Source organism: Agrobacterium larrymoorei (assembly GCF_037722385.1).
Classification (GTDB): Bacteria; Pseudomonadota; Alphaproteobacteria; order Rhizobiales; family Rhizobiaceae; genus Agrobacterium; species Agrobacterium larrymoorei_C.
The window spans coordinates 31,179-51,599 of sequence record NZ_JBBKAQ010000008.1 but is presented as its reverse complement, the minus strand read 5'-3'; the positions used below and the strand labels follow the sequence as shown (position 1 = coordinate 51,599).

22 protein-coding genes are annotated in these 20,421 nt (G+C 57.7%); 10 read left to right on the top strand and 12 right to left on the bottom strand.

The genetic code is table 11. From position 1 onward, the window contains the following. Positions 1–69: 69 nt before the first annotated feature. Positions 70–753 (top strand): HAD-IA family hydrolase, encoded by a 684-nt coding sequence (locus WKI41_RS11965; RefSeq protein ID WP_340193737.1) that lies wholly within the window; start codon positions 70–72, stop codon positions 751–753. Between the two features lie 67 nt (positions 754–820). Here the strand turns inward: WKI41_RS11965 and WKI41_RS11960 are convergent, their stop codons facing one another. Then, the gene (locus WKI41_RS11960; RefSeq protein ID WP_340193736.1) at positions 821–1,399 is read right to left on the bottom strand and encodes a PilZ domain-containing protein; all 579 of its coding nucleotides are present in this window, start codon (positions 1,397–1,399) and stop codon (positions 821–823) included. A 208-nt stretch (positions 1,400–1,607) separates the two neighbouring features. Here WKI41_RS11960 and thrC point away from each other — a divergent pair, with 208 nt between their 5' ends. From thrC to WKI41_RS11940, 4 genes are read left to right on the top strand one after another with little or no spacing between them, the layout of a single operon-like run. Continuing rightward, positions 1,608–3,005, top strand: coding sequence for a threonine synthase (thrC, locus tag WKI41_RS11955; protein ID WP_340193735.1), 1,398 nt, complete (start codon positions 1,608–1,610; stop codon positions 3,003–3,005). A 21-nt stretch (positions 3,006–3,026) separates the two neighbouring features. Continuing rightward, positions 3,027–4,325 (top strand): M16 family metallopeptidase, encoded by a 1,299-nt coding sequence (locus WKI41_RS11950; RefSeq protein ID WP_340193734.1) that lies wholly within the window; start codon positions 3,027–3,029, stop codon positions 4,323–4,325. A gap of 39 nt (positions 4,326–4,364) precedes the next feature. Beyond that, positions 4,365–4,961: a GNAT family N-acetyltransferase gene (locus WKI41_RS11945; RefSeq protein ID WP_340193733.1), complete on the top strand. Its 597-nt coding sequence runs from the start codon at positions 4,365–4,367 to the stop codon at positions 4,959–4,961. An 8-nt stretch (positions 4,962–4,969) separates the two neighbouring features. Beyond that, positions 4,970–7,873 carry an EAL domain-containing protein gene (locus WKI41_RS11940; RefSeq protein ID WP_340193753.1) on the top strand — a complete coding sequence of 968 codons (2,904 nt, stop codon included), beginning with the start codon at positions 4,970–4,972 and terminating at the stop codon, positions 7,871–7,873. Here the strand turns inward: WKI41_RS11940 and WKI41_RS11935 are convergent. The 3 genes from WKI41_RS11935 to WKI41_RS11925 form a co-directional block, all read right to left on the bottom strand. Next, positions 7,838–9,007 (bottom strand): zinc-binding metallopeptidase family protein, encoded by a 1,170-nt coding sequence (locus WKI41_RS11935; RefSeq protein ID WP_425341023.1) that lies wholly within the window; start codon positions 9,005–9,007, stop codon positions 7,838–7,840. The two genes, WKI41_RS11940 and WKI41_RS11935, sit on opposite strands and share 36 nt — an antisense overlap. A gap of 145 nt (positions 9,008–9,152) precedes the next feature. Beyond that, entirely contained in the window at positions 9,153–9,344 is a 192-nt protein-coding gene (locus WKI41_RS11930; RefSeq protein ID WP_340193732.1) for a CsbD family protein, read from the bottom strand. A 103-nt stretch (positions 9,345–9,447) separates the two neighbouring features. Continuing rightward, positions 9,448–10,053 carry a YqgE/AlgH family protein gene (locus WKI41_RS11925; protein ID WP_340193731.1) on the bottom strand — a complete coding sequence of 202 codons (606 nt, stop codon included), beginning with the start codon at positions 10,051–10,053 and terminating at the stop codon, positions 9,448–9,450. Between the two features lie 151 nt (positions 10,054–10,204). Here WKI41_RS11925 and WKI41_RS11920 point away from each other — a divergent pair, with 151 nt between their 5' ends. From WKI41_RS11920 to WKI41_RS11900, 5 genes are all read left to right on the top strand, one after another. Continuing rightward, positions 10,205–11,050: a protein-disulfide reductase DsbD domain-containing protein gene (locus tag WKI41_RS11920; protein ID WP_340193730.1), complete on the top strand. Its 846-nt coding sequence runs from the start codon at positions 10,205–10,207 to the stop codon at positions 11,048–11,050. 85 nt (positions 11,051–11,135) lie between these two features. Beyond that, positions 11,136–11,621: a peroxiredoxin gene (locus WKI41_RS11915; protein ID WP_340193729.1), complete on the top strand. Its 486-nt coding sequence runs from the start codon at positions 11,136–11,138 to the stop codon at positions 11,619–11,621. 279 nt (positions 11,622–11,900) lie between these two features. Beyond that, complete coding sequence (locus tag WKI41_RS11910) at positions 11,901–12,644, top strand: metal ABC transporter ATP-binding protein (protein WP_340193728.1); 744 nt, start codon at positions 11,901–11,903, stop codon at positions 12,642–12,644. Beyond that, a complete protein-coding gene (locus WKI41_RS11905) occupies positions 12,641–13,513 on the top strand; it encodes a metal ABC transporter permease (protein ID WP_340193727.1) in 873 nt (290 codons plus the stop codon). The genes WKI41_RS11910 and WKI41_RS11905 overlap by 4 nt, the downstream gene beginning before the upstream one ends. A gap of 16 nt (positions 13,514–13,529) precedes the next feature. Next, positions 13,530–14,426, top strand: coding sequence for a metal ABC transporter substrate-binding protein (locus tag WKI41_RS11900; RefSeq protein ID WP_340193726.1), 897 nt, complete (start codon positions 13,530–13,532; stop codon positions 14,424–14,426). Positions 14,427–14,608: 182 nt separating this feature from the next. On the opposite strand, the gene WKI41_RS11895 is transcribed toward WKI41_RS11900, so the two are convergent. From WKI41_RS11895 to WKI41_RS11860, 8 genes are all read right to left on the bottom strand, one after another. Beyond that, positions 14,609–14,920 carry a Dabb family protein gene (locus WKI41_RS11895; RefSeq protein ID WP_340193725.1) on the bottom strand — a complete coding sequence of 104 codons (312 nt, stop codon included), beginning with the start codon at positions 14,918–14,920 and terminating at the stop codon, positions 14,609–14,611. A gap of 52 nt (positions 14,921–14,972) precedes the next feature. Then, the gene (gene rnhA, locus WKI41_RS11890; protein ID WP_340193724.1) at positions 14,973–15,416 is read right to left on the bottom strand and encodes a ribonuclease HI; all 444 of its coding nucleotides are present in this window, start codon (positions 15,414–15,416) and stop codon (positions 14,973–14,975) included. Further along, a complete protein-coding gene (locus WKI41_RS11885; RefSeq protein WP_340193723.1) occupies positions 15,413–16,381 on the bottom strand; it encodes a homoserine kinase in 969 nt (322 codons plus the stop codon). Before WKI41_RS11885 ends, rnhA begins: the two co-directional genes overlap by 4 nt. Positions 16,382–16,412: 31 nt before the next feature. Next, positions 16,413–17,459: a 4-hydroxy-3-methylbut-2-enyl diphosphate reductase gene (gene ispH, locus WKI41_RS11880; protein ID WP_340193722.1), complete on the bottom strand. Its 1,047-nt coding sequence runs from the start codon at positions 17,457–17,459 to the stop codon at positions 16,413–16,415. Positions 17,460–17,555: 96 nt separating this feature from the next. Beyond that, a complete protein-coding gene (locus WKI41_RS11875) occupies positions 17,556–18,308 on the bottom strand; it encodes an SURF1 family protein (RefSeq protein ID WP_340193721.1) in 753 nt (250 codons plus the stop codon). Beyond that, a complete protein-coding gene (locus WKI41_RS11870) occupies positions 18,301–18,684 on the bottom strand; it encodes a DUF983 domain-containing protein (protein WP_340193752.1) in 384 nt (127 codons plus the stop codon). The genes WKI41_RS11875 and WKI41_RS11870 overlap by 8 nt, the downstream gene beginning before the upstream one ends. A gap of 120 nt (positions 18,685–18,804) precedes the next feature. After that, positions 18,805–19,689 carry a cytochrome c oxidase subunit 3 gene (locus WKI41_RS11865; RefSeq protein ID WP_340193720.1) on the bottom strand — a complete coding sequence of 295 codons (885 nt, stop codon included), beginning with the start codon at positions 19,687–19,689 and terminating at the stop codon, positions 18,805–18,807. A 110-nt stretch (positions 19,690–19,799) separates the two neighbouring features. After that, positions 19,800–20,408: a cytochrome c oxidase assembly protein gene (locus WKI41_RS11860; RefSeq protein ID WP_340193719.1), complete on the bottom strand. Its 609-nt coding sequence runs from the start codon at positions 20,406–20,408 to the stop codon at positions 19,800–19,802. Positions 20,409–20,421: the final 13 nt, after the last annotated feature.

Sequence of the window (20,421 nt, the reverse complement as noted above, 5' to 3'; positions counted from 1 at the left end):
CTTGTAGCTGAGTTGGTCTAAAAGCCGCCAACCCCATCCCATTCCTTCATCGACATCAAGGGAGCGCATATGAGCGGCTTCGACCTTATCATTTTCGACTGCGACGGCGTTCTGGTCGATTCAGAAATCATCGCGGCTCAGGTCGAGTCTCGCCTGTTGACGGAGGCCGGTTATCCGATCTCGACGGAGGAAATGGGTGAGCGATTCTCCGGCATGACCTGGAAGAACATCCTGCTCGAGGTTGAGCGCGAAGCAAGCATTCCCCTCTCGGCCACGCTGCTCGACAAATCCGAAAAGCTTCTGGATGCGCGCCTGGCACGCGATGTCAAAGTGATCGACGGTGTGAAGTGTGCACTGTCGCGGCTAACGACGCAGCGCTGCATCTGCTCGAACTCGTCCAGCGCCCGGCTAGACATGATGCTGACGAAAGTTGGCCTAAAGCCCTATTTCGAAGGCCACGTCTATTCCGCCAAGGATCTCGGCGCAGATCGCGTCAAGCCGAAGCCCGACATCTTCCTTCACGGCGCCAAACAGTTTGGCGTCTCACCTGACCGGGTGGTGGTGATCGAAGATTCCGTTCACGGCATCACCGGCGCGCGCGCTGCCGGCATGCGTGTCATCGGCTTCACCGGCGCATCGCACAGCTATCCAAGCCATGCGGACAAGTTGACAGACGCCGGAGCAGAAACCGTGATCTCCCGCATGCAGGACCTGCCCGCAACGATCGCGGCTCTCTCAGAGTGGGCGATCTGATCCAATAAAAAAGCCGGACCATATTCGATGATCCGGCTTCAAAATCTGTTTTCGTGGTCGGGTCTGATCAGCCCCTGCGACCACCCTTCTTGCCGGTGGCCTTAGCGCCACCTTCATCAAACGAGATGAAGACGTTGGTCTGCTTTGACGCGCCGCCCGGACCATTCGGAATGGCGACATTCGGATTGTTGAAGATAAACTGAGTGCCTGCTGTACCCGCTGGAACATCTACGCCGAGACTGCTGACCTGCGAGAAGATCTCACCGTCGCCGTCCTTCACCGTCACGCGGATCGGCAGATTGACGCGACCCGGCTTGGAGAGAGGACCTGGAACCACGCGGCCCTGCGCGAAGACGTTCACGGTCAAGGTGGAGTCATTCATGCTGCAGGAGCGCGTCGTATCGGAAATGGATGCCTGATACACGAGCTTGCTTGGATCGCCCTTAGTGCCAGCATAGACCTGATGAACGGCGTTGGTATCGAGCACGGTGATTGTGGGGCAGTTTGCCTGAACGACGGGGGCAGTCGCTGCCTGCGCAGCCGGAGGATTGACCGCCAGCGAATCTGACGGATTGGAAGAATTGCAACCCGCAAGCACGGCAAGCAGCGATGCTGCGGCGGATAAACGCAAAATAGTCCCTATCACTCTTTTCCACCCTCTAAAACAATTCCGCAACAGGCCGGAGATGCTATTTATTGGCCTTCCTTGCCTGTCGGCGATGGTCTATAGCAGCGGCGCCGGAAAAAATCGATGGTTGCGTTCGGATTTGCGCCATTTTTGCAAAATGGGCGAAATTTCCTCGCGAAGCGGTTCATGCGGCTTGACTGGTGACGACGACGAAGGACGATTTTCCGTGAAATATGTTTCGACCAGGGGCAGCGCCCCATCGCTTGGTTTTTCCGATGCGCTGCTGGCAGGTCTGGCGCGCGATGGCGGTCTCTACGTTCCAAGCGAATGGCCGACGATGAAGAAGAAGGAAATTCGCGCACTTCGAGGCAAGACCTATCCAGAGATCGCGTTCGAAGTTCTCTATCGCTTCACTGGCGGAGAAATCCCGGAGAAGGCTTTCCGCTCGATGATCGACGAAGCCTACGCGACCTTCCGCCATCCGGCCGTTGCCCCTCTGGTTCAGACTGGACCCAATAGCTTCATCCTCGAGCTTTTCCACGGCACGACGCTGGCGTTCAAGGACGTCGCCATGCAGCTTCTTGCTCGCCTGATGGATTACACGCTCGCCGAACGCGGGCAACGCGCGACGATCGTCGGCGCCACATCCGGCGATACGGGCGGCGCGGCTATCGATGCCTTTGCAGGACGCGACCGGACGGACATCTTCATCCTGTTCCCGCATGGCAAGGTGTCGCCGGTTCAGCAGCGGCAGATGACCAGCTCGACTGCTTCGAACGTTCACGCGCTTGCCATCAACGGCAACTTCGACGACTGCCAGAATCTCGTCAAGGACATGTTCAACGACGCGAAATTCCGTGACAGCGTCAAGCTATCCGGCGTCAACTCGATCAACTGGGCGCGCATCATGGCGCAGGTGGTCTATTACTTTACTGCTGCGATTTCGCTTGGTGCTCCGGACCGCAAGGTTTCCTTCACCGTGCCAACCGGCAACTTCGGCGATATTTTTGCCGGCTATGTGGCCAAGCAGATGGGCCTGCCGATCGATAAGCTGGTGATTGCCACCAATGACAACGATATTCTGGCGCGCACCCTGAAGACTGGTCGTTACGAGATGCGTGGCGTGCATGCTACCACTTCGCCGTCGATGGACATTCAGATTTCGTCAAACTTCGAGCGCCTGTTGTTCGAAGCCTACGATCGCGATCCGAACGAGATCAAGCGCTCCATGGATGGCCTGAAGCAGTCCGGCGCCTTCCAGATTTCCGAAGCGGCGATGAAGGTGATCAAGCGAGACTTCCGCGCGGGACGCGCGACCGAGAAACAGGTCGCCGCAACCATTCGCGACACGCTGAACGAGACTGGCTATCTGCTCGACCCGCATACGGCGACAGCGGTTTACGTGGCGAAAAAGTACGAAAAAACAAATAGTCCGATGGTGGTTCTTTCGACTGCGCATCCGGCGAAATTCCCTGAAGCCGTAAAATCCGCTTGCGCAATTGATCCTGCCCTACCAGTATGGCTTGCTGATCTTATGAACCGGGAGGAGCGTTTCGACGTCCTGGAAGCAGAGCTTGACGCCGTGGAGACTTTCATCGGCAAGCATGCTCGCGCCAAGGACTGACCGACGCGGAAAGACGTGGAAATGAATGTGAACGTAACCCGGCTGTCGTCCGGGTTGACAGTCGTCACCGAAAGAATGCCTCACCTCGAAAGCGTTGCTCTCGGTGTGTGGATAAAATCAGGTTCGCGCAACGAGACGGATGACGAGCACGGCATCGCGCATCTGCTCGAGCACATGGCGTTCAAAGGCACCGCGCGCCGTACCGCCCGGCAGATCGCCGAGGAAATCGAGAATGTAGGCGGCGAAGTCAACGCCGCGACATCCACCGAGACCACATCCTATTATGCCCGCGTGCTGAAGGATCACGTTCCGCTAGCGGTCGACATCCTGGCCGATATCCTGACCGAGTCTGCTTTCGACGATGGGGAACTGGAGCGCGAAAAGAACGTCATCCTGCAGGAAATCGGTGCTGCCACCGACACGCCCGATGACGTCGTCTTCGACAATTTTTCCGGCGTCGCTTATCGCGACCAGACGATCGGCCGTCCGATCCTTGGCACACCGGAGACGGTGCAGTCCTTCACCACATCTCAAATCCGCCATTATCTCGGTCGCAATTATACGACGGACCGGATTTTCGTCGTCGCAGCTGGTGCCGTCGATCACGAAACCTTCGTCAAGCAGGTCGAGCAGCGCTTTTCGAGCCTCCCGCAGAAGCCGGACGCGACGCCAATCATCGAGAAAGCCATCTATACCGGCGGTGAAATCCGCGAGACACGCGATCTCATGGATGCGCAGATTTTGCTTGGCTTCGAGGGCAAGGCCTATCACGCACGCGACTTCTACTGCTCGCAGATCCTCGCAAACATTCTCGGCGGTGGCATGTCGTCTCGCCTCTTCCAGGAAGTGCGCGAGTATCGCGGTCTCTGCTATTCGGTTTATGCCTTCCATTGGGGCTTCTCCGATACTGGTATCTTCGGCATTCACGCTGCAACCGGTAGCAGCGATCTGGCGGAATTGGTTCCGGTGATTACCGAAGAACTGCGCAAATCCTCCGAGGTCATCCATCAGGAGGAAATCGACCGCGCTCGTGCCCAGATTCGCGCGCAGTTGCTCATGGGTCAGGAAAGCCCGGCGGCACGCGCCGGCCAGATCGCCCGCCAAATGATGCTTTATGGTCGCCCAATTCCGAATGACGAGATGATGACGCGTCTTGGCGACATTACCCGTGAACGGCTGACCGATCTTGCAGGGCGTCTGTTTTTCGATAAGGTTCCCACCTTGTCAGCGATCGGCCCCTTGGAAAACCTCGCGCCGCTGTCTGACATCACGGCGGGGCTTTCTGCGGCGCCATCCATGAAGATAACGGCAAACGGCTGACGGCAGAGACTGATCCGCAGCATTGTGTTGGATGACTAGATGCTGCGTTTTCTCTCCCGCCACAGCGATACGCCGGAACTTCGAAACGCCAACTATCTGCTGAGACTGCCGCGTTATTCCGATTACCGGCAGTGGCACAAGCTGCGGTCGGAAAGCCGCGGCTTTTTGCAGCCATGGGAGCCGACTTGGCGTAGCGACGAACTGACCGAAAGTTCGTTTCGCGTGCGCGTCACGCGCAACAATCAGGAATTTTCCTCCGGCACCGCCGTATCGCTTCTGCTCTTCCTCGCGGATGGGACACTGATTGGCGGCATCACCATCGGCTATATCCGCAGAGGTGCTGCGCAAAGCTGCATGATTGGATATTGGATGGGTGAAGCCCATGCGCGGCACGGCCATATGTCTGCCGCATTAAAACTGGTAATACCCTACATCTTCAATGGACTTCAGTTGCACCGTATTGAGGCAGCCTGTATTCCAGAGAACTTCAAAAGCATCCGGCTGCTCGAAAATGCCGGCTTTCAGCGGGAAGGCCTCTTGCGCGAATATTTGAAAATAAACGGCGAATGGCGGGACCATGTCATGTTTTCGCTGATTGCCGATAAACACGGTCCCGGCAGGACTGAGCGAGATTGATGACATATATGAGCCTCGTGTCGCGCCTGTTGAAACACCTCCCGGCGAAAGCATGTGCGACGGCGCTATTGTTCCTCTGCGCCATTTTCTCCAGCCAGGCACTCGCCTTTGAGCCGGTCAAGATTTCCCGTGACGACAACGCGCTCGACCTGACCGCCACCACCGATATCTACGCCAATCAGGGCGAGGCTTTTCAGGTTTCTACCGCCCCCGGTCCGGATGGCATTCGCCGACGCATCGAAGTGCGCGCGAGCTCTCCTGCCCACCAGGGCGACTGGGCGGTCTTCGCGCTTGCCAATGTCTCGGAAGAACAGCTCGAACGCGTCATCGTCGCGCCACACTTTCGTCTTGTCAATTCCAAGCTGTTCTGGCCCGATCTCGGCTCTCAGCGTATCATCGCCATCACGCCGAGCGAAGGCTTTGCGCTGGATCGCCAACCAAGCCCCGACGCCGACGTCTTCCGCATTACTCTGAACCCGGGCGCAGTCATTACCTTCGTGGCCGAGCTTTCCACGCCGCAACTGCCACAGCTCTATCTGTGGGAGCCGGAAGCCTACAAGGACACGATCAACGCCTTCACGCTCTATCGCGGCATCGTGCTCGGCATCGCCGGTCTTCTTGCAGTCCTTCTCACCATCCTTTTCGTCGTCAAAGGGACCTCGGTTCTGCCAGCTTCGGCGGCACTGGCCTGGGCGGTTCTCGCCTATATCTGCGTGGATTTCGGCTTCCTCGAAAAGCTGATTACCGTAACATCCAGCGACGAGCGAATGTGGAGGGCGGGCGCCGAAGTGGCGCTCGCCTCCAGCTTCGTGGTCTTCCTGTTCACCTATCTCAATTTGAACCGGTGGCACGCGCATCTGGGTTACGCGACATTCGCCTGGATCATCGGCCTTGGCGCCCTCTTTGGCGTTGCGATCTACGATCCGTCGATCGCATCCGGTATCGCGCGCGTTTCCTTCGCGCTGACTGCGACGGTCGGGATCGTGCTGATCATCTATCTCGGCTTCAACCGTTACGACCGCGCCATCCTGCTTGTGCCCTCCTGGGCGCTGATCCTGGTCTGGCTCTTCGGCGGCTGGCTGACGGTGACCGGGCAGTTGGACAACGACATCGTGCAGCCGGCACTTGGCGGTGGTCTGGTCCTGATCGTGCTTCTGATCGGCTTCACCGTCATTCAGCATGCCTTTGCCGGAAGTGCCTACCAGCAAGGCCTGTTTTCCGACCTTGAGCGGCAATCGCTGGCGCTGACCGGCAGTGGCGATACGGTGTGGGATTGGGACGTGACGCGTGACCGCATCGTCACCACGCCGGACGTGTCCATCAAGCTCGGGCTTCATCCGGGCACCATGCATGGCGCGGCGCGCAATTGGTTGCCCCGCCTGCATCCTGATGACCGCGACCGCTTCAAGGCGACGCTCGACGTTCTCTTGGATCATCGAAAAGGGCGGCTAAACCACGAGTTCCGTATTCGCGCCGAAGATGGACACTTTCACTGGCTGCAAATCCGCGCGCGTCCGGTTCTTGGTTCCAACGGCGAAATCATTCGCTGCGTCGGCACGATTACCGACATCACAGAGCAGAAGAATTCCGTCGAGCGTTTGCTGCAAGATGCGCTGAACGACAATCTCACCGGCCTTCCCAATCGCCAGGTCTTTCTGGACCGTCTGCAATCCGTGATGAACCTTGCCCCCGATGGGGACACGGTTCGTCCGACGGTGATGGCGATCGACATCGACCGCTATAAGCTGGTGAACGACACCCTTGGCATTGCGGCCGGCGACAACATTCTTATTGCACTAACGCGACGCCTGCGACGCCTCCTGAAGCCACAAGATACGCTGGCGCGTCTTGGTGGTGACGAGTTCGGCCTGATCCTGGTCTCAGAGCGCGATCCTCAGCGTGTGGCCGATTTCGCCGATGCGGTGAACAAGGCCATCATGGTGCCGATCAATTTCGCCAATCGCGAGATCATCCTGACGGCCTCGATCGGGCTCGTCTCCTGGATAGACCAGCAGGAAAGTGCGGCCGGTCTGTTGAGCGATGCCGAACTTGCGATGTATCGCGCCAAACGCGCAGGTGGCAACCGCGTCGAACCGTTCCGCCCGGCCTTCCGAACCTCCGGTACAGACCGGCTTCAGATGGAAAGCGACCTGCGTCGCGCTCTTGAACGCAAGGAGCTTACCCTTGCCTATCAACCGATCGTCAAATTGGACAATGGCGATCTAGCCGGCTTTGAAGCCCTCATGCGGTGGGAGCATCCCAAGCGTGGCAATATCCCTCCGAGCGAGTTCATTCCAATTGCCGAGGCCTCTGGCCTGATCGAGCCGCTCGGCATGTTTGCACTGGAGCGGGCGGCAAACGATCTGATGGATTGGCAACACGCCATCGACAAGCTGCCGATCTTCATCTCGGTGAACATCTCTAGCGCGCAACTGCTCAACAACGAACTCTATAACGACGTGCGCAGCATGCTGCAGCGGACGCGCTGCAATCCGCAGCAGTTGAAGCTGGAGCTGACTGAATCGATCGTCATGGAAAACCCCGAGCAGGCGCGGCTTGTGCTAGCAAAGCTCAAGGAGACAGGCCTCAGCCTAGCGCTCGACGATTTCGGCACCGGCTACTCGTCGCTCGCCTATCTGACGCGCTTCCCCTTCGACACCATCAAGCTCGACAAGGCACTGATTGCCAACACCAGCGATAAGCGCAACGTGTTGCTCCGCTCAATCATCGCCATGGCACGCGCGCTTGAAATGCAGGTGGTCGCGGAAGGTATCGAAACACCAGAGGATGCGGCAGAGCTTGCCCGCATGAATTGTCATTACGGGCAAAGCTTCTTGTTTGGGACGCCGGATACGCCGGACGCAGCACTCCGCCTGCTACGCGAGCGCTTTCAGGTCTTCAAGCGCGCCTGATTGCTGTTCAGCCTGTGGCAGACCGACCTGATCGTTAGAAGCGGTCTCTGGCGCAGCGACGTCGGAGTTTGCCGGGATCTTCCCATGCACGAGGTCATGGATGAACTGCAGCTTCTCGACCACGGCCGGTGTCAGCACAAATGGATAGAGATCGGCCTCCCCCATGCTGCGTTGCATGGAGTTCAGTGCGACGCTTAGCGGCACCCAGGCGTTGACGAGACGCTGTGCGCTGCGAGCTCGGTAAGGATCGAAAGCAACCTCGGTTGCCATTTCCTCGTGGCCTTCCGGCTCAATGGCGATACCGAAAGCATGAGCCGTTTCAAGCGTATCGACAATGTGGAGATAGTGAGCGAAGCATTCGGCGAAATCCTCCCAAGGATGCACCGACGCGTAGGAGCTGATATAAATCTCCTGCCAGCCGGGCTTCGGTCCCTCTTCGTAGTTGCGCTTTAGCGCCTCACCATAATCTTCACGCTCGTCACCGAAGGCTGCGCGGAACGCGTCAAGACGACCGGCGTCGCGGACCAGCTTGTTCCAGATGAAATGCCCGACCTCATGGCGGAAATGGCCAAGCATGGTGCGGTAAGGCTCGTTCATGTTGGCGCGGACCTGCTCGCGCGTCACATCGTCCGCTTCGGCGGCACGGATCGCGATCAATCCTTCGTCGTGGCCAGTCATGGCGGGGATGACCGTGCCATCAGGAGCAATTTCATCGACAAGGAAGTCGAAGACGAGTCCGCCCTGCGGATCGGCATCCCGGTTCGGATGAGGCAGGTTCAGCCGCAGCATGGAATAGAAAAGATGCCGCTGTGCCTGGCTGATGCGCCGCCACTGCTCGATGCCTTCCTGAGTGGCAGCATCGGGCACGAGACGGTTGTGGCTGCAGGCTGGACAAAATGCCGATTCCTGGTCTGCCGGGATTGCCCAGTTGCAGATGTCGTTAACTTCGTTGGCGCAGAAGCGAACCTTATGATCCGGTTTCGACACCAGCGTCCATACAGGATCGCCCGCTGGATCCAGCGCTTCCATCGAAAGCGTCTGCGGTACGAAGGCTAGCCGATGCCCGCAGCGAACACAGGATCGGTTATCGAAGTGAACGGGCTGTCCGCAGGCAGCGCACGAGAAAAGTTGCATCCCTATCTCCTGGGCATCACGACTGATTGGGAAAATTGACTGCGCAAGCAAAGAGCGCACGTGTCGGGTTTCAACACATGCGCTCAGCGACCTTGAAGGCCATACAAGTGGCGACCGTCTGATTTTGAAAGAGGTCGCCGACCTGTTACATTCTGTCGACGGCGCCCTTTACGGCATCCTTGGCTTTGCCAGCGGTGGACTGTACTTTGCCCTTGGTTTCCTGCGCAGCACCTTCGGCGCGCATGCGATCGTTACCGGTGGCAGAACCAACGCTCTGCTTTACCTTGCCAGCAACTTCATTGGCCTTACCAGCGATCTTGTCGGATGTGCTACCCATGATCATTCTCCCTAGTTTATGCCAGGCTCGGTGCTGGCTACCGGGGAGAAAACGTCATCGATATAATTTTGTTCCTCTTGATCTCACGCTTTCATCGTGAAGATCAGGCATGTCCCGCTTCAGCTGAAAGCATGCGTGGATCGACCCCCATCAGGGCAAGCGCGCGCTCATATTTGTCATCCAGAGACTGGTCGAAGATCATGTCTTCCGAAGCAGGGCAATTGAGCCAACCATTATTGGCAATTTCGTTTTCGAGCTGCCCTGGCGCCCAACCGGCATAGCCGAGCAGCATGGTGGCCCGCTGCGGCATGCGGCCATTGGAAATCGCACGTACGATGTCGAGCGTGGCTGTCAGCGAGATATCGTCGCTGACGGGAATACTGGATTCGCTGGAGTAATCGTCCGAGTGCAGCACAAAGCCCCTGCCCGTCTCAACTGGACCACCAAACTGAATGGGGAAATCGCGGGTGCGGTTGGGCAGCATGATCGCGTCGTTGCTGTCCATGATCTTCAGATGAAGAAGAACGTCGGTAAAGGTGATCTGCTGCCCACGATTGATGATGAACCCCATGGCGCCGGCTTGCGAATGTGCGCAGATATAAATGACGGATCGCTCGAAGGCGCTGTTGGCAAGCCCCGGCATGGCGATCAGAAACTGACCATCCAGAAAGCCTCGTTCCTTCTTGTCCATGAGGGTCGAAAAAGCCAAGAGCGCCTCCCTTTCAGCGCCCCATAGCGACGCCGGTCTGGTTTCACCTTTTGGTAAGGATGCGGCATAGAGCCCCATCAATCAACCGAAAATGATGAATGAGATGAAATCGTAACTGGTCGCTTCACCCCGCTTGCGGTAGACGAGGAGTATGACCAGTTCGATCCTTCCCTCCCTTCGCAGTTTTCTGATCGCATCCATAGCGCTGGTTTCCACGCTTTCCGTTGGAGAAATCGCCAAGGCTGACACGACCGAATGGGCGACGAGCGAAGGTGGGCGGATGCGCATCGTCAGCTTGCCCCCGGATGGCAGCGGGAAAATCGATGCGGTGCTTCAGATCGACCTGAAGCCCGGCTGGATCACCTACTGGCGTGAACCCGGAGAAGCTGGAATTCCGCCGCAACTGAAGCCGGATGCCGCAAGCGGTGTTATGCTTTCCTCGATGTCATTTCCCGTGCCGAAGCTGATCAAGAACGACGACATCACGGATATCGGCTACGATCAGCCGGTGAATTTTCCGATCACCTTGCAGTCCGGCGCAGGGCATGACACCGACGCAGCGAAGCTGACGGCATTTATCGGTGTCTGCCTCAATATCTGCATTCCGTTCGAAGCCAGCTTCGAGATCGATAGAAAGGCGTCAGCCACGGACGAAGAGGTCGCCTTCGTCCAGTCAAGCCGGGAAAACCTTCCAGAGGCGCCATCGGATGATTTCAAGGTGGTCAATTTCCATATCACCCCGGACAAGTCTCTGCTTGGCGTAGAACTTTACCTGCCGGACGGCGCTCCGAAAGAGGCCGATATTTATATCGCCGGCCCGTCGGGATATGCTTATTTCGAGCCGCAGAACCTTGTTCGCGATAAGCGCAAGCTCTCCTTTTACATGAACATCAAGGGGCTGCCGAAGAGCTATAATCCTAAGGGTCAAAGCTGGCACATTCTGGTCAAATCGGGCTCACGCGCCATGGAAGCGCCGCTGAATTTCCCCTCTCAATAAGGACTGTGACCGATCAAGAAAACGACTTCACAGCTTTCTTGATCATGCACTATAGTCGCGCCGTCATTGCCACAGGAGCGATATTATGACCATCAAGATCGGCGACAAACTGCCCTCCGCGACCTTCAAGGAAAAGACCCCGGACGGCCCAGTCGAAACCACGACCGACGAGCTCTTCAGCGGCAAGAAGGTTGTCGTCTTCGCCGTTCCCGGCGCATTCACGCCAACCTGCTCTTTGAACCACTTGCCGGGTTATCTGGAAAATCGTGACGCCATCCTCGCGCGGGGCGTGGACGATATCGCCGTCGTCGCCGTCAATGACTGGCACGTCATGGGCGCTTGGGCGCAATCGAGCGGCGGCCAGGGCAAGATCCACTTCCTGGCAGACTGGGATGCATCCTTCACCAAGGCGCTCGGTCTCGATGCTGACCTTTCCGGCGGCGGCCTTGGCGTGCGCTCCAAGCGTTACTCCATGCTGGTGGATGACGGTGTGGTCAAGTCCCTGAACGTCGAAGACAATCCCGGCCAGGCAACGGTGTCTTCGGCTGCCACGATGATCGAGCAACTCTGATATTCTGATCGATCCGTCGTCTCCAATTGGCCCGGCATCGCGTCGGGCCTTTTTCATTGAAAAAGGTATAACATCAAGCCAGATGAAGCGTCGGCACCCGCCTTTCTTCCGCCTCAATTGTTACACCATAACAGTAACGGTATAACATTTTTGTGAGCGCGCTATGCGTTTGTCGACCCTGCCTCCCCTGCTGCGCCAATCATCGTGCCAACGCCTACTTCTGGTTCTCCTGCTCCTTTTGCCCCTCTGGGCCGCGATCTACTGGGCGGTTGTGTTGCCATGACGGACGTCACCATTCTTCAGATCGAAAACCTCACTGTCGCTTATGAGCGGCACCCGGCGGTTCATCATGTTTCTGGTGCTTTTCATGCGGGAAGCCTGACGGCCATTGCCGGGCCAAACGGCGCAGGCAAATCTACGCTGCTGAAATCCATCATCGGCGAGTTGCGGCCTTCTGAAGGTCGGATCGTCCACTCCTTGAAGCGAACCGATTTTGGCTATCTACCGCAGGCGGCCGATATCAACCGGCGCTTTCCGATTTCTGTGCTCGATACGGTTCTGCTCGGGGCATGGAAATCAGCAGGCGCATTTGGACCCATCACGACCGCGCAACTGGACGCGGGTTGTCACGCATTGTCGGCCGTGGGTCTTGAGGGCTTCGAGAAGCGACCTATTGGCTCGCTCTCAGCCGGGCAGTTCCAGCGTGTCCTTTTCGCGAGGCTTCTGGTGCAGGATGCCAGGGTCATTCTGCTGGATGAGCCCTTCACTGCCATCGATGCTCGAACGACCCGCGATCTTCTCGACATCGTTTCGCGCTGGCATGGCGAGGGCCGCACCGTGATCGCCGTGCTGCACGATTTCGATCAGGTACGGGCGCATTTTCCTCAGACCTTGCTGATCGCCCGCGAACTCGTTGGCTGGGGTGCGACTGCCGACGTCATGTCGTCTGCCAATCTTCTGCGGGCGCGCGCCATGGCCGAACGCTGGGATGAGAATAGCGACATCTGCGAGCCAGCAGCATGACGGCCTATGATCTCCTCATTGCACCGTTTCAAGATTACGGCTTTATGCGTCGTGCACTCGTCGCCTGCCTTTGCCTTTCGGTTGGCGCAAGTCCCATTGGCGTGTTGCTTGCGCTACGGCGGATGAGCCTGATGGGCGATGCGCTGAGCCACGCCATTCTGCCTGGTGCGGCGATCGGCTATCTGATCGCCGGCTCCCTTTCTCTGACAGCGATGGGGCTTGGAGGTCTTGTGGCCGGCCTCTCCGTTGCACTGCTTTCCGGCATCGTCAGCCGCGTGACCCCGCTTCAGGAAGATGCAAGCTTTGCGAGCTTCTATCTGGCATCGCTGGCGCTTGGCGTTCTGATCGTTTCGCTCCACGGTTCGAATGTCGATCTCCTGCATGTGCTGTTCGGCACGATCCTCGCCATCGATGCGCCCGCACTTTTTCAGATCGGCGCGATTACATCGCTGACGCTGGTGGTGATGGCGTTTATCTATCGCGCGCTGGTGACCGAATGTTTCGACCCCGGTTTCCTGCGCGCCGTTGGCGGTCGTGGACCGATCTATCACGTCGCCTTCCTATTGCTCGTCGTCATCAATCTGGTGGCAAGCTTTCAAGCGCTTGGAACGCTGATGGCTGTGGGCCTGATGATGCTGCCAGCTGCGATCGCCCAGCTTTGGGCACGCAGTCTGCCGGCCATGTTGGCGATTGCCAGCGGCAGTGCCGCCGCGTCCGGCTATCTCGGCCTTGTCGCTTCCTACCATTTCGAGACGGCGTCCGGCCCCACCATCATCATTGCAGCCACCTGTCTTTACGGGCTGTCCATTTTGGTAGCGCCTGCGGGACTCGGTTCGCGCCTTTTTACCCGCCCTCATCTGAAGGGCTAATTTTAGGAGAATGCCAATGTCACCACGCCTCTTCCTTCTCTCAACCGCCCTTCCCATCGCCATGGCTTTTTCCACTGCCGCCTCCGCCGGAGAGGTGAAAGCCGTTGCCTCCTTTACCGTGCTTGCCGATGTGGTGAAGCAGGTGGGCGGCAAGCACGTCACAGTCACGAGCTTGGTGAAGCCGGACGGCGATCCGCATGAGTTCGAGCCCTCGCCTGCGGATGCGAAAAGCCTGAAAGCAGCTGATGTTGTCTTCGTGAGCGGGCTTGGCTTGGAAGGATGGATGGACCGGCTGATCTCCGCCTCGGGTTACAAGGGCACACCCGTCAATGTCTCGGAAGGCATCAAAACGCGTGACATGGATGAGGACGGCAAAACGGTTACCGATCCGCATGTCTGGAACAGCCCGGTCAACGTCAAGGTGTGGGTCCATAACATCGAGACGACGCTTGCCGCTGCCGATCCGGCCGATAAAGATGATTTCAAGGCCAATGCCGCCGCCTATATTCAAAAGCTCGACGAGCTGGATCGGTACGCGCACCAGAAGTTTGACCCCATCCCACAGGATCGCCGCAAGGTTCTAACGAGCCATGATGCCTTCGGCTATTTCGGCCGCGAGTATAACGTCACGTTCCTTTCACCACTTGGGGTTTCGACAGAAACGGAAGCTTCCGCCGGAGACGTGGCAAAGTTGATCGAGCAGATCAAGGCCGAGCACGTCAAAACCTATTTCTTTGAAAACTCGAATGACCCGAGACTGGTCAAGCAGGTGGCGAAGGCAACGGGCGCTGCACCCGGCGGTGAACTCTACGTCGAGTCGCTTTCTAAGGCGAAGGGCCCTGCTCCGACCTATGAGAAGATGTTCCGCTACAATGTAGACAAGATCGCGGACGCTATGAACAAGTCCAGCTGATCTGAGACTAGAGCAGCTTCGGTGAACAAGGGTTCACCTACACTCCTATAACTCTTTGTTTTTACGCATTTCCGGACGCAAAACCGATCACACTTTTGCTGGAAATGCTCTAAATGGCCTTCGTCACACCCAGAGCCCATGTGTCGAAGGCCGTTAGTCATAACCCGCGGCGAAGATTCGGGTCAAACAGCCATGTCGAAGACGAGGATGCCAGCCAAGCCACCATCGGTGAGCCCGGCTAAACGTTCGCCGACGTCGACATGTTCGGGATGCACAAGATAGTCATCGCGCGCCTCGGTGCTGTCGAAGGTGACAATGAAGCCGTCCAGGAACCCACCATTCAAGCCTTCGGAAGAAACGTTCTGGCCGCACTTGATGTCCGAAATGCCGGGAATGACATCCTTAAGTGCAGTGATCGCTTCGTAGATTGCCTGCTTTTCGGATGTCGTTGTTGCGGATTTAAACCGCAGGAATACGCAATGAAGTATCGTCATAAGTCCCTCCTCCTTGATTCTGCAGCGCCCAGTTTGGGACTACATCATCGCTTCATGACCGCCGTTTGAACGGTTCCATGCCTTTGCGTGCCAACTCGTCGGCACGTTCGTTTTCCGGATGACCGGCATGGCCCTTCACCCAGTGCAGTGTCACCTTGTGACGCTCGCGCGCCAACTCCAGCGCCTGCCACAGCTCGACATTCTTGACCGGCTTGTTGTCGGCTGTCTTCCAACCCTTTTTCTTCCAGCCGAAAATCCACTTGGTGATACCATCTTTGACGTAGGCGCTGTCGGTATAGAGGTCCACTTCGCAAGGAGCCTTCAGCGCGTTCAACGCTTCGATAGCCGCCATCAGTTCCATGCGATTGTTGGTGGTATCTGCCTCGCCACCGTTCAGTTCCTTTTCGACCTCGCCGTAGCGGAGAACGGCGCCCCAGCCGCCCGGTCCAGGATTACCCGAACAGGCGCCGTCGGTAAAAATATCGACATGCTTCATTCTTCAGCCAATCCATACTCGGCCGCGTTGCCGATGGAGCGGTGGAAGCGCAGCTTACGCAGATATTCCAGCGGGTCCTTCTTCACCACCAACGCGCCAGCTGGCGTCGTCAGCCAATCGTAGAGCCGGGTCAGGAAGAAGCGCAGTGCTGAGCCCCGCGCAAGAATTGGCAGAGCGTTAAGCTCGGCCTCACTCATCGGGCGCACGGATTGATATCCCTCCAGCAGCGCCTTACCCTTGGTAACGTTATACGAACCGTCCTTCTCGAAGCACCAGGCATTCAGGCAGATCGAGACATCGTAGGCAAGAAGATCGTTACAGGCGAAGTAGAAATCGATCAGGCCGGAAAGCTCATCGCCCAGGAAGAAGACATTGTCCTGAAAGAGGTCGGCGTGGATGACGCCGGACGGCAGATCGCTTGGCCAATTGGCGGCGAGGAAAGCGATCTCGGGATCGATCTCCTCCGTCAGTCCGCGCTCCACCTCATCGGCGCGCGCTTCGGACTTATCCCACAGCACTTTCCAGCCTTCGAGCGAAAGCGCATTCGGCCGCTTGATCTCGAAGCCTTCGCCCGCCAGATGCAAGGCCGCCAGTGCCTTACCGACTTCGCGGCAGTGCTTGGCTTCGGGCTTGCGCAGCCACATGCCCTCAAGGAAGGAGATCAGCGCCGCTGGCCGACCGGACAACTCGCCCAGTAGCTCGCCGTCCTTGCGCGGCAGAGGCAACGGGCAAGACAGGCCTTTATCGGCCAAGTGCTGCATCAGCCCCAAAAAGAAGGGAAGGTCCGACTTCTCCACTCGCTTCTCGTAGAGCGTCAGGATCAGCGGATCCTTTGTCGTGTGAAGCAGAAAATTGGAGTTTTCGACACCCTCGGCAATGCCCTTGTAAGAGGTCAGCTCGCCAACGTCATATTGGCCGAGAAACTGTCTCAGCTCATCTTCGGTGATGTCCGTGTAAACTGCCAATGGAATTCTCTTGCAAGAGGATGGATAAGGGTCAGCCGTTAAGCACGGCTTTCGCAGGAAGCGCATCGCTTGCGCTGCCGTTGACGAATGCCATGTCTTGCGTGGTGAGTTCAATATTGCGGAGCTCGCGATTCACCAGAAAATGCTCGGTCTCTTCCACCGTGACGGCCAGATCGAGCGTCGTGTCGAAGCGCTCCTTGAACGCCTGAATGATCTCATCGACGATCACTTCCGGCGCGGAGGCGCCTGCCGAAAGGCCGACGGTCCGAACGTCACCGATCTCACTCCAGTCGATCTCAGCGGCACGCTGGACCAGCACGGAACGCTTGGCGCCGGCGCGTAAGGCCACTTCCACCAGACGCTTGGAATTGGACGAGTTCGGCGCACCGACGACGATGAACAGGTCGCAGCCGGGTGCGGCCTGCTTCACCGCATCCTGACGGTTGGTGGTGGCGTAGCAGATGCTGTCGGCGGCTGGCGCCTGCATTGCCGGGAAACGTTCCCGCAGTTTGGCAATCACACCGGCGGTATCGTCGACGGAGAGCGTCGTCTGTGTGACGAAACCGAGGCTCTCGGCGTCAATCGGCTGATAAAGGGCCGCATCTTCCACTGTCTCGATCAACGACACCGTGCCTTCGGGCAATTGCCCCATGGTGCCGATCACTTCGGGATGGCCGGCATGGCCGATGAGGATGACGTGACGGCCAAGGCGCTGGTGACGCATGGCTTGCTTATGAACCTTGGAGACCAAAGGGCATGTGGCATCGAGGTAGAAGAGGTTACGCGCCTGCGCGTCTTCCGGCACGGATTTCGGCACCCCATGAGCGGAAAAGACCACCGGCTGCTGGCGATGTTCGGCAGGAATTTCGTTCAGTTCCTCGACGAAGATCGCTCCCTTGGCTTCCAGCCCCTCAACCACGTAACGGTTATGAACGATCTCATGGCGCACATAGACCGGAGCGCCGTAGGCTTTTAGCGCCAGCACCACAATCTGGATTGCGCGATCGACCCCGGCGCAGAAACCGCGCGGGCCACAGAGCCTGATGGTCAGAGGCGGCTTGGAAACGGCCATATTCATTCCTGCTCCTTTGCCTCCCGCACTTCATTGATGGGCGCGAACACTGCCAAACTACTGTCGCTTACTGCGACGGCAAGAGCTACGTGCATTGCGGCCCTACTCCTTCGGGCCTTTGATGCCCCGGACATAGGCAAAACCGGCCACGAAGACAAGAGCGGCGGCAAGACCGTACCATGTAATCGCATATTGCAGGTGATTATTGGGCAGGTCGATCAGCGTCACACCGCCCTTCGGCCAACCGCCTGGATTGGGTGCATCACTGGCATCAATGAAAAACGGCACAAGTGTTCCAGCGGGAACGCCGGCGCTCTTTGCCATCGCGCGAATGTCTTTCCAGTAGAAGATATTCTTTCCGATGTCATTGTCGGGCAACATCATCGAAGGCTTGGACACAAGCTGCGCTCTAGCAAGGCCCTCAATCGTGACACGACCGGCCACCTGACCCCGCTCGCGCTTTGCCGGATCTTTCATCTCATAAGGTACGAAACCGCGATTGATAAAAATCTCTCGGCCATCATCGAGCTTTAGCGGCGTGTAAACGTAATAACCCGTCTGCCCTTGGTGGGTGGCAAAGAAGTGCCGCTCCTTAGTGTGATCAAAAACGCCAGAGACACGGACAGTGCGATATTCGATATCGCCGCCGGAGGCAGCAATCTTCTCGATCTCGGCAAGATCAACGGGGCTTGAGTGGACGCGGATTTCAATCTCGTTCAGCAAGGCTTCTTTCCAATAAAGCCGCTGCACCTGCCATGTCCCGAGCGCCAGAAGGATAACCAGCAGCAGAAGCACCAGCGGACCGGCAAACCACAGGCGCCGGTGGGATGGCTTGAGAGCGCCGGAATCAGCCATGGTCGATTTTGCCTTCACTGGCATTGTTACGATATTGCAGTGCCACCATGATGCCCTTGAGCTTGCGCAAAAGAACCAGGGCGACGACCACCGTCAAGGGAAGCCAGATCAACGCATGGAGCCAAACGGGCGGCGCAAAAACGGAATCGAACCACAGCGCGAGACCCATGATCAAAAAGCCAACGATCAGCATGACGAAGACCGCCGGACCATCGCCGGCGTCGGCGAAAGCGTAATCCAGGCCACAGGCGCTGCAATGCGGTTTGATCTTTAAAAATCCATCGAAAAGCTTTCCACGGCCGCACCGCGGGCAGCAGCCTTGCAAACCAACTTTGATGGGGTCGACGGGAGGAAATTCGCCTGTGGTCTCTGTCATGGCTCCTCCGCCCTTGTCGTATAAACCGAGCGCGGCAAACCACCGCACTCCAAACGCCGCTGGATCGCGACGTTCGTTTGTCTGATCAGACAGGGCGGCGGCGTGCCGCCCTTTTGTTTGTCAGTGACCGGTCTCAGCCAGTGGCGCGCCCCAACCGCCCCAGATATAGATGGCGAAGAAGAGGAAGAGCCAGACAACGTCAACGAAGTGCCAGTACCAGGCAGCCGCCTCAAAGCCGAAGTGGTGCTTTGGCGTGAAGCCACCCGCAATGGCACGGAAGAGGCAGACCAGCAGGAAGATCGTTCCGACGAAGACGTGGAAGCCGTGGAAGCCCGTCGCCATGAAGAACGTCGCGCCATAGATCGAATTCTTGAAGTCGAACGGGGCGTGCATGTATTCGTAGATCTGGACGGCGGAGAAGAGGACGCCGAGAGCCACAGTCAGCGACAGACCGGCAATCATCCCCTTGCGGTCGTTGTGCAACAGAGCATGGTGCGCCCAGGTGACGCAGGTGCCGGACAGGAGCAGGATAACGGTGTTGTAGAGCGGCAAGTGCCAAGGGTCGATGACCTCGATGCCCTTTGGTGGCCACTGACCGCCGGTATAGGCAAGACGCGACGCCTGAATGGCCTCATGCGGATAGAGGCTTGCATCGAAATAAGCCCAAAACCATGCCACGAAGAACATGACTTCAGACGCGATGAACATGATCATCCCGTAGCGCAGATGCAGCGAAACGACCGGCGTGTGGTGACCTTCGTCGCCTTCCTTGATCGTGTCCGCCCACCATGCGTACATGGTGTAAAGAACGATCACGAGGCCGATATAGAACAGCCACGGGTTCGCCATCTCCAGACCGAACAGCTTGAAGGAACCGCCGTTCAGATAGCGCATGTAACAGATGCCGCCAAAGGTCAGCACGAACGCGCCGATCGATGCCAGAAGCGGCCATGGGCTCGGGCTTATGATATGGTAGTCGTGGTTCTTCTGATGCGTATCTGCCATGTGATCAATCCCCGAAGGCTCTTCCCTATCTCGCTAAACCGGTCTCTCTGAACTAACGTCAGGCGACCGCCTCATTCCACGGCGCGATCTTGCGACCACGCCTCCCTCTCTCAAAGTCTCGTCTCGTCACGTTCGGTCTTTGCCGGTAAGGACGCAACCGGTTTTTCCGTTTTCGACGGGTAAAACGTATAGGACAAGGTCAATGTATGGATGTTCTTCGTTTCCCGAGCCTTGACGATCTCCGGATCGATGAAGAACACAACCGGCATCTCCAGTGTCTCACCCGGCTGAAGCGTCGTCTCGGTGAAGCAGAAGCACTGCACCTTGTTGAAGTAGGCACCAGCCTCCATCGGCGTCACGTTAAAGACAGCCGTACCCGTGGTCGCCACCGGCGAGCGGTTGGTCGCCTTGAACTTGACTTGAATGGTCTCGCCGATGCGCGGCTCGACCATCTTGTCCACCGGACGGAAGTCCCAGTTCAGGCCGTTGGACGTGTTGGAATCGAATGTCACCTTCATCGTCTTGTCGAGAATGACATCGGAATATTGCTCGACGCGCTGCGTGGTACCGTTATAGCCGGTGACCTGGCAGAACAGGCGATAAAGGGGCACGGAGGCATAGGCCATGCCGACCATGCCGCAGACGAAGACAAGGCACAGCACGAGGATCGAGCCGTTGCTCGTCTTTCTGCTTCCTGTCGTCTTTTCTGCTGCTGTCATATCTCCCTCCTCC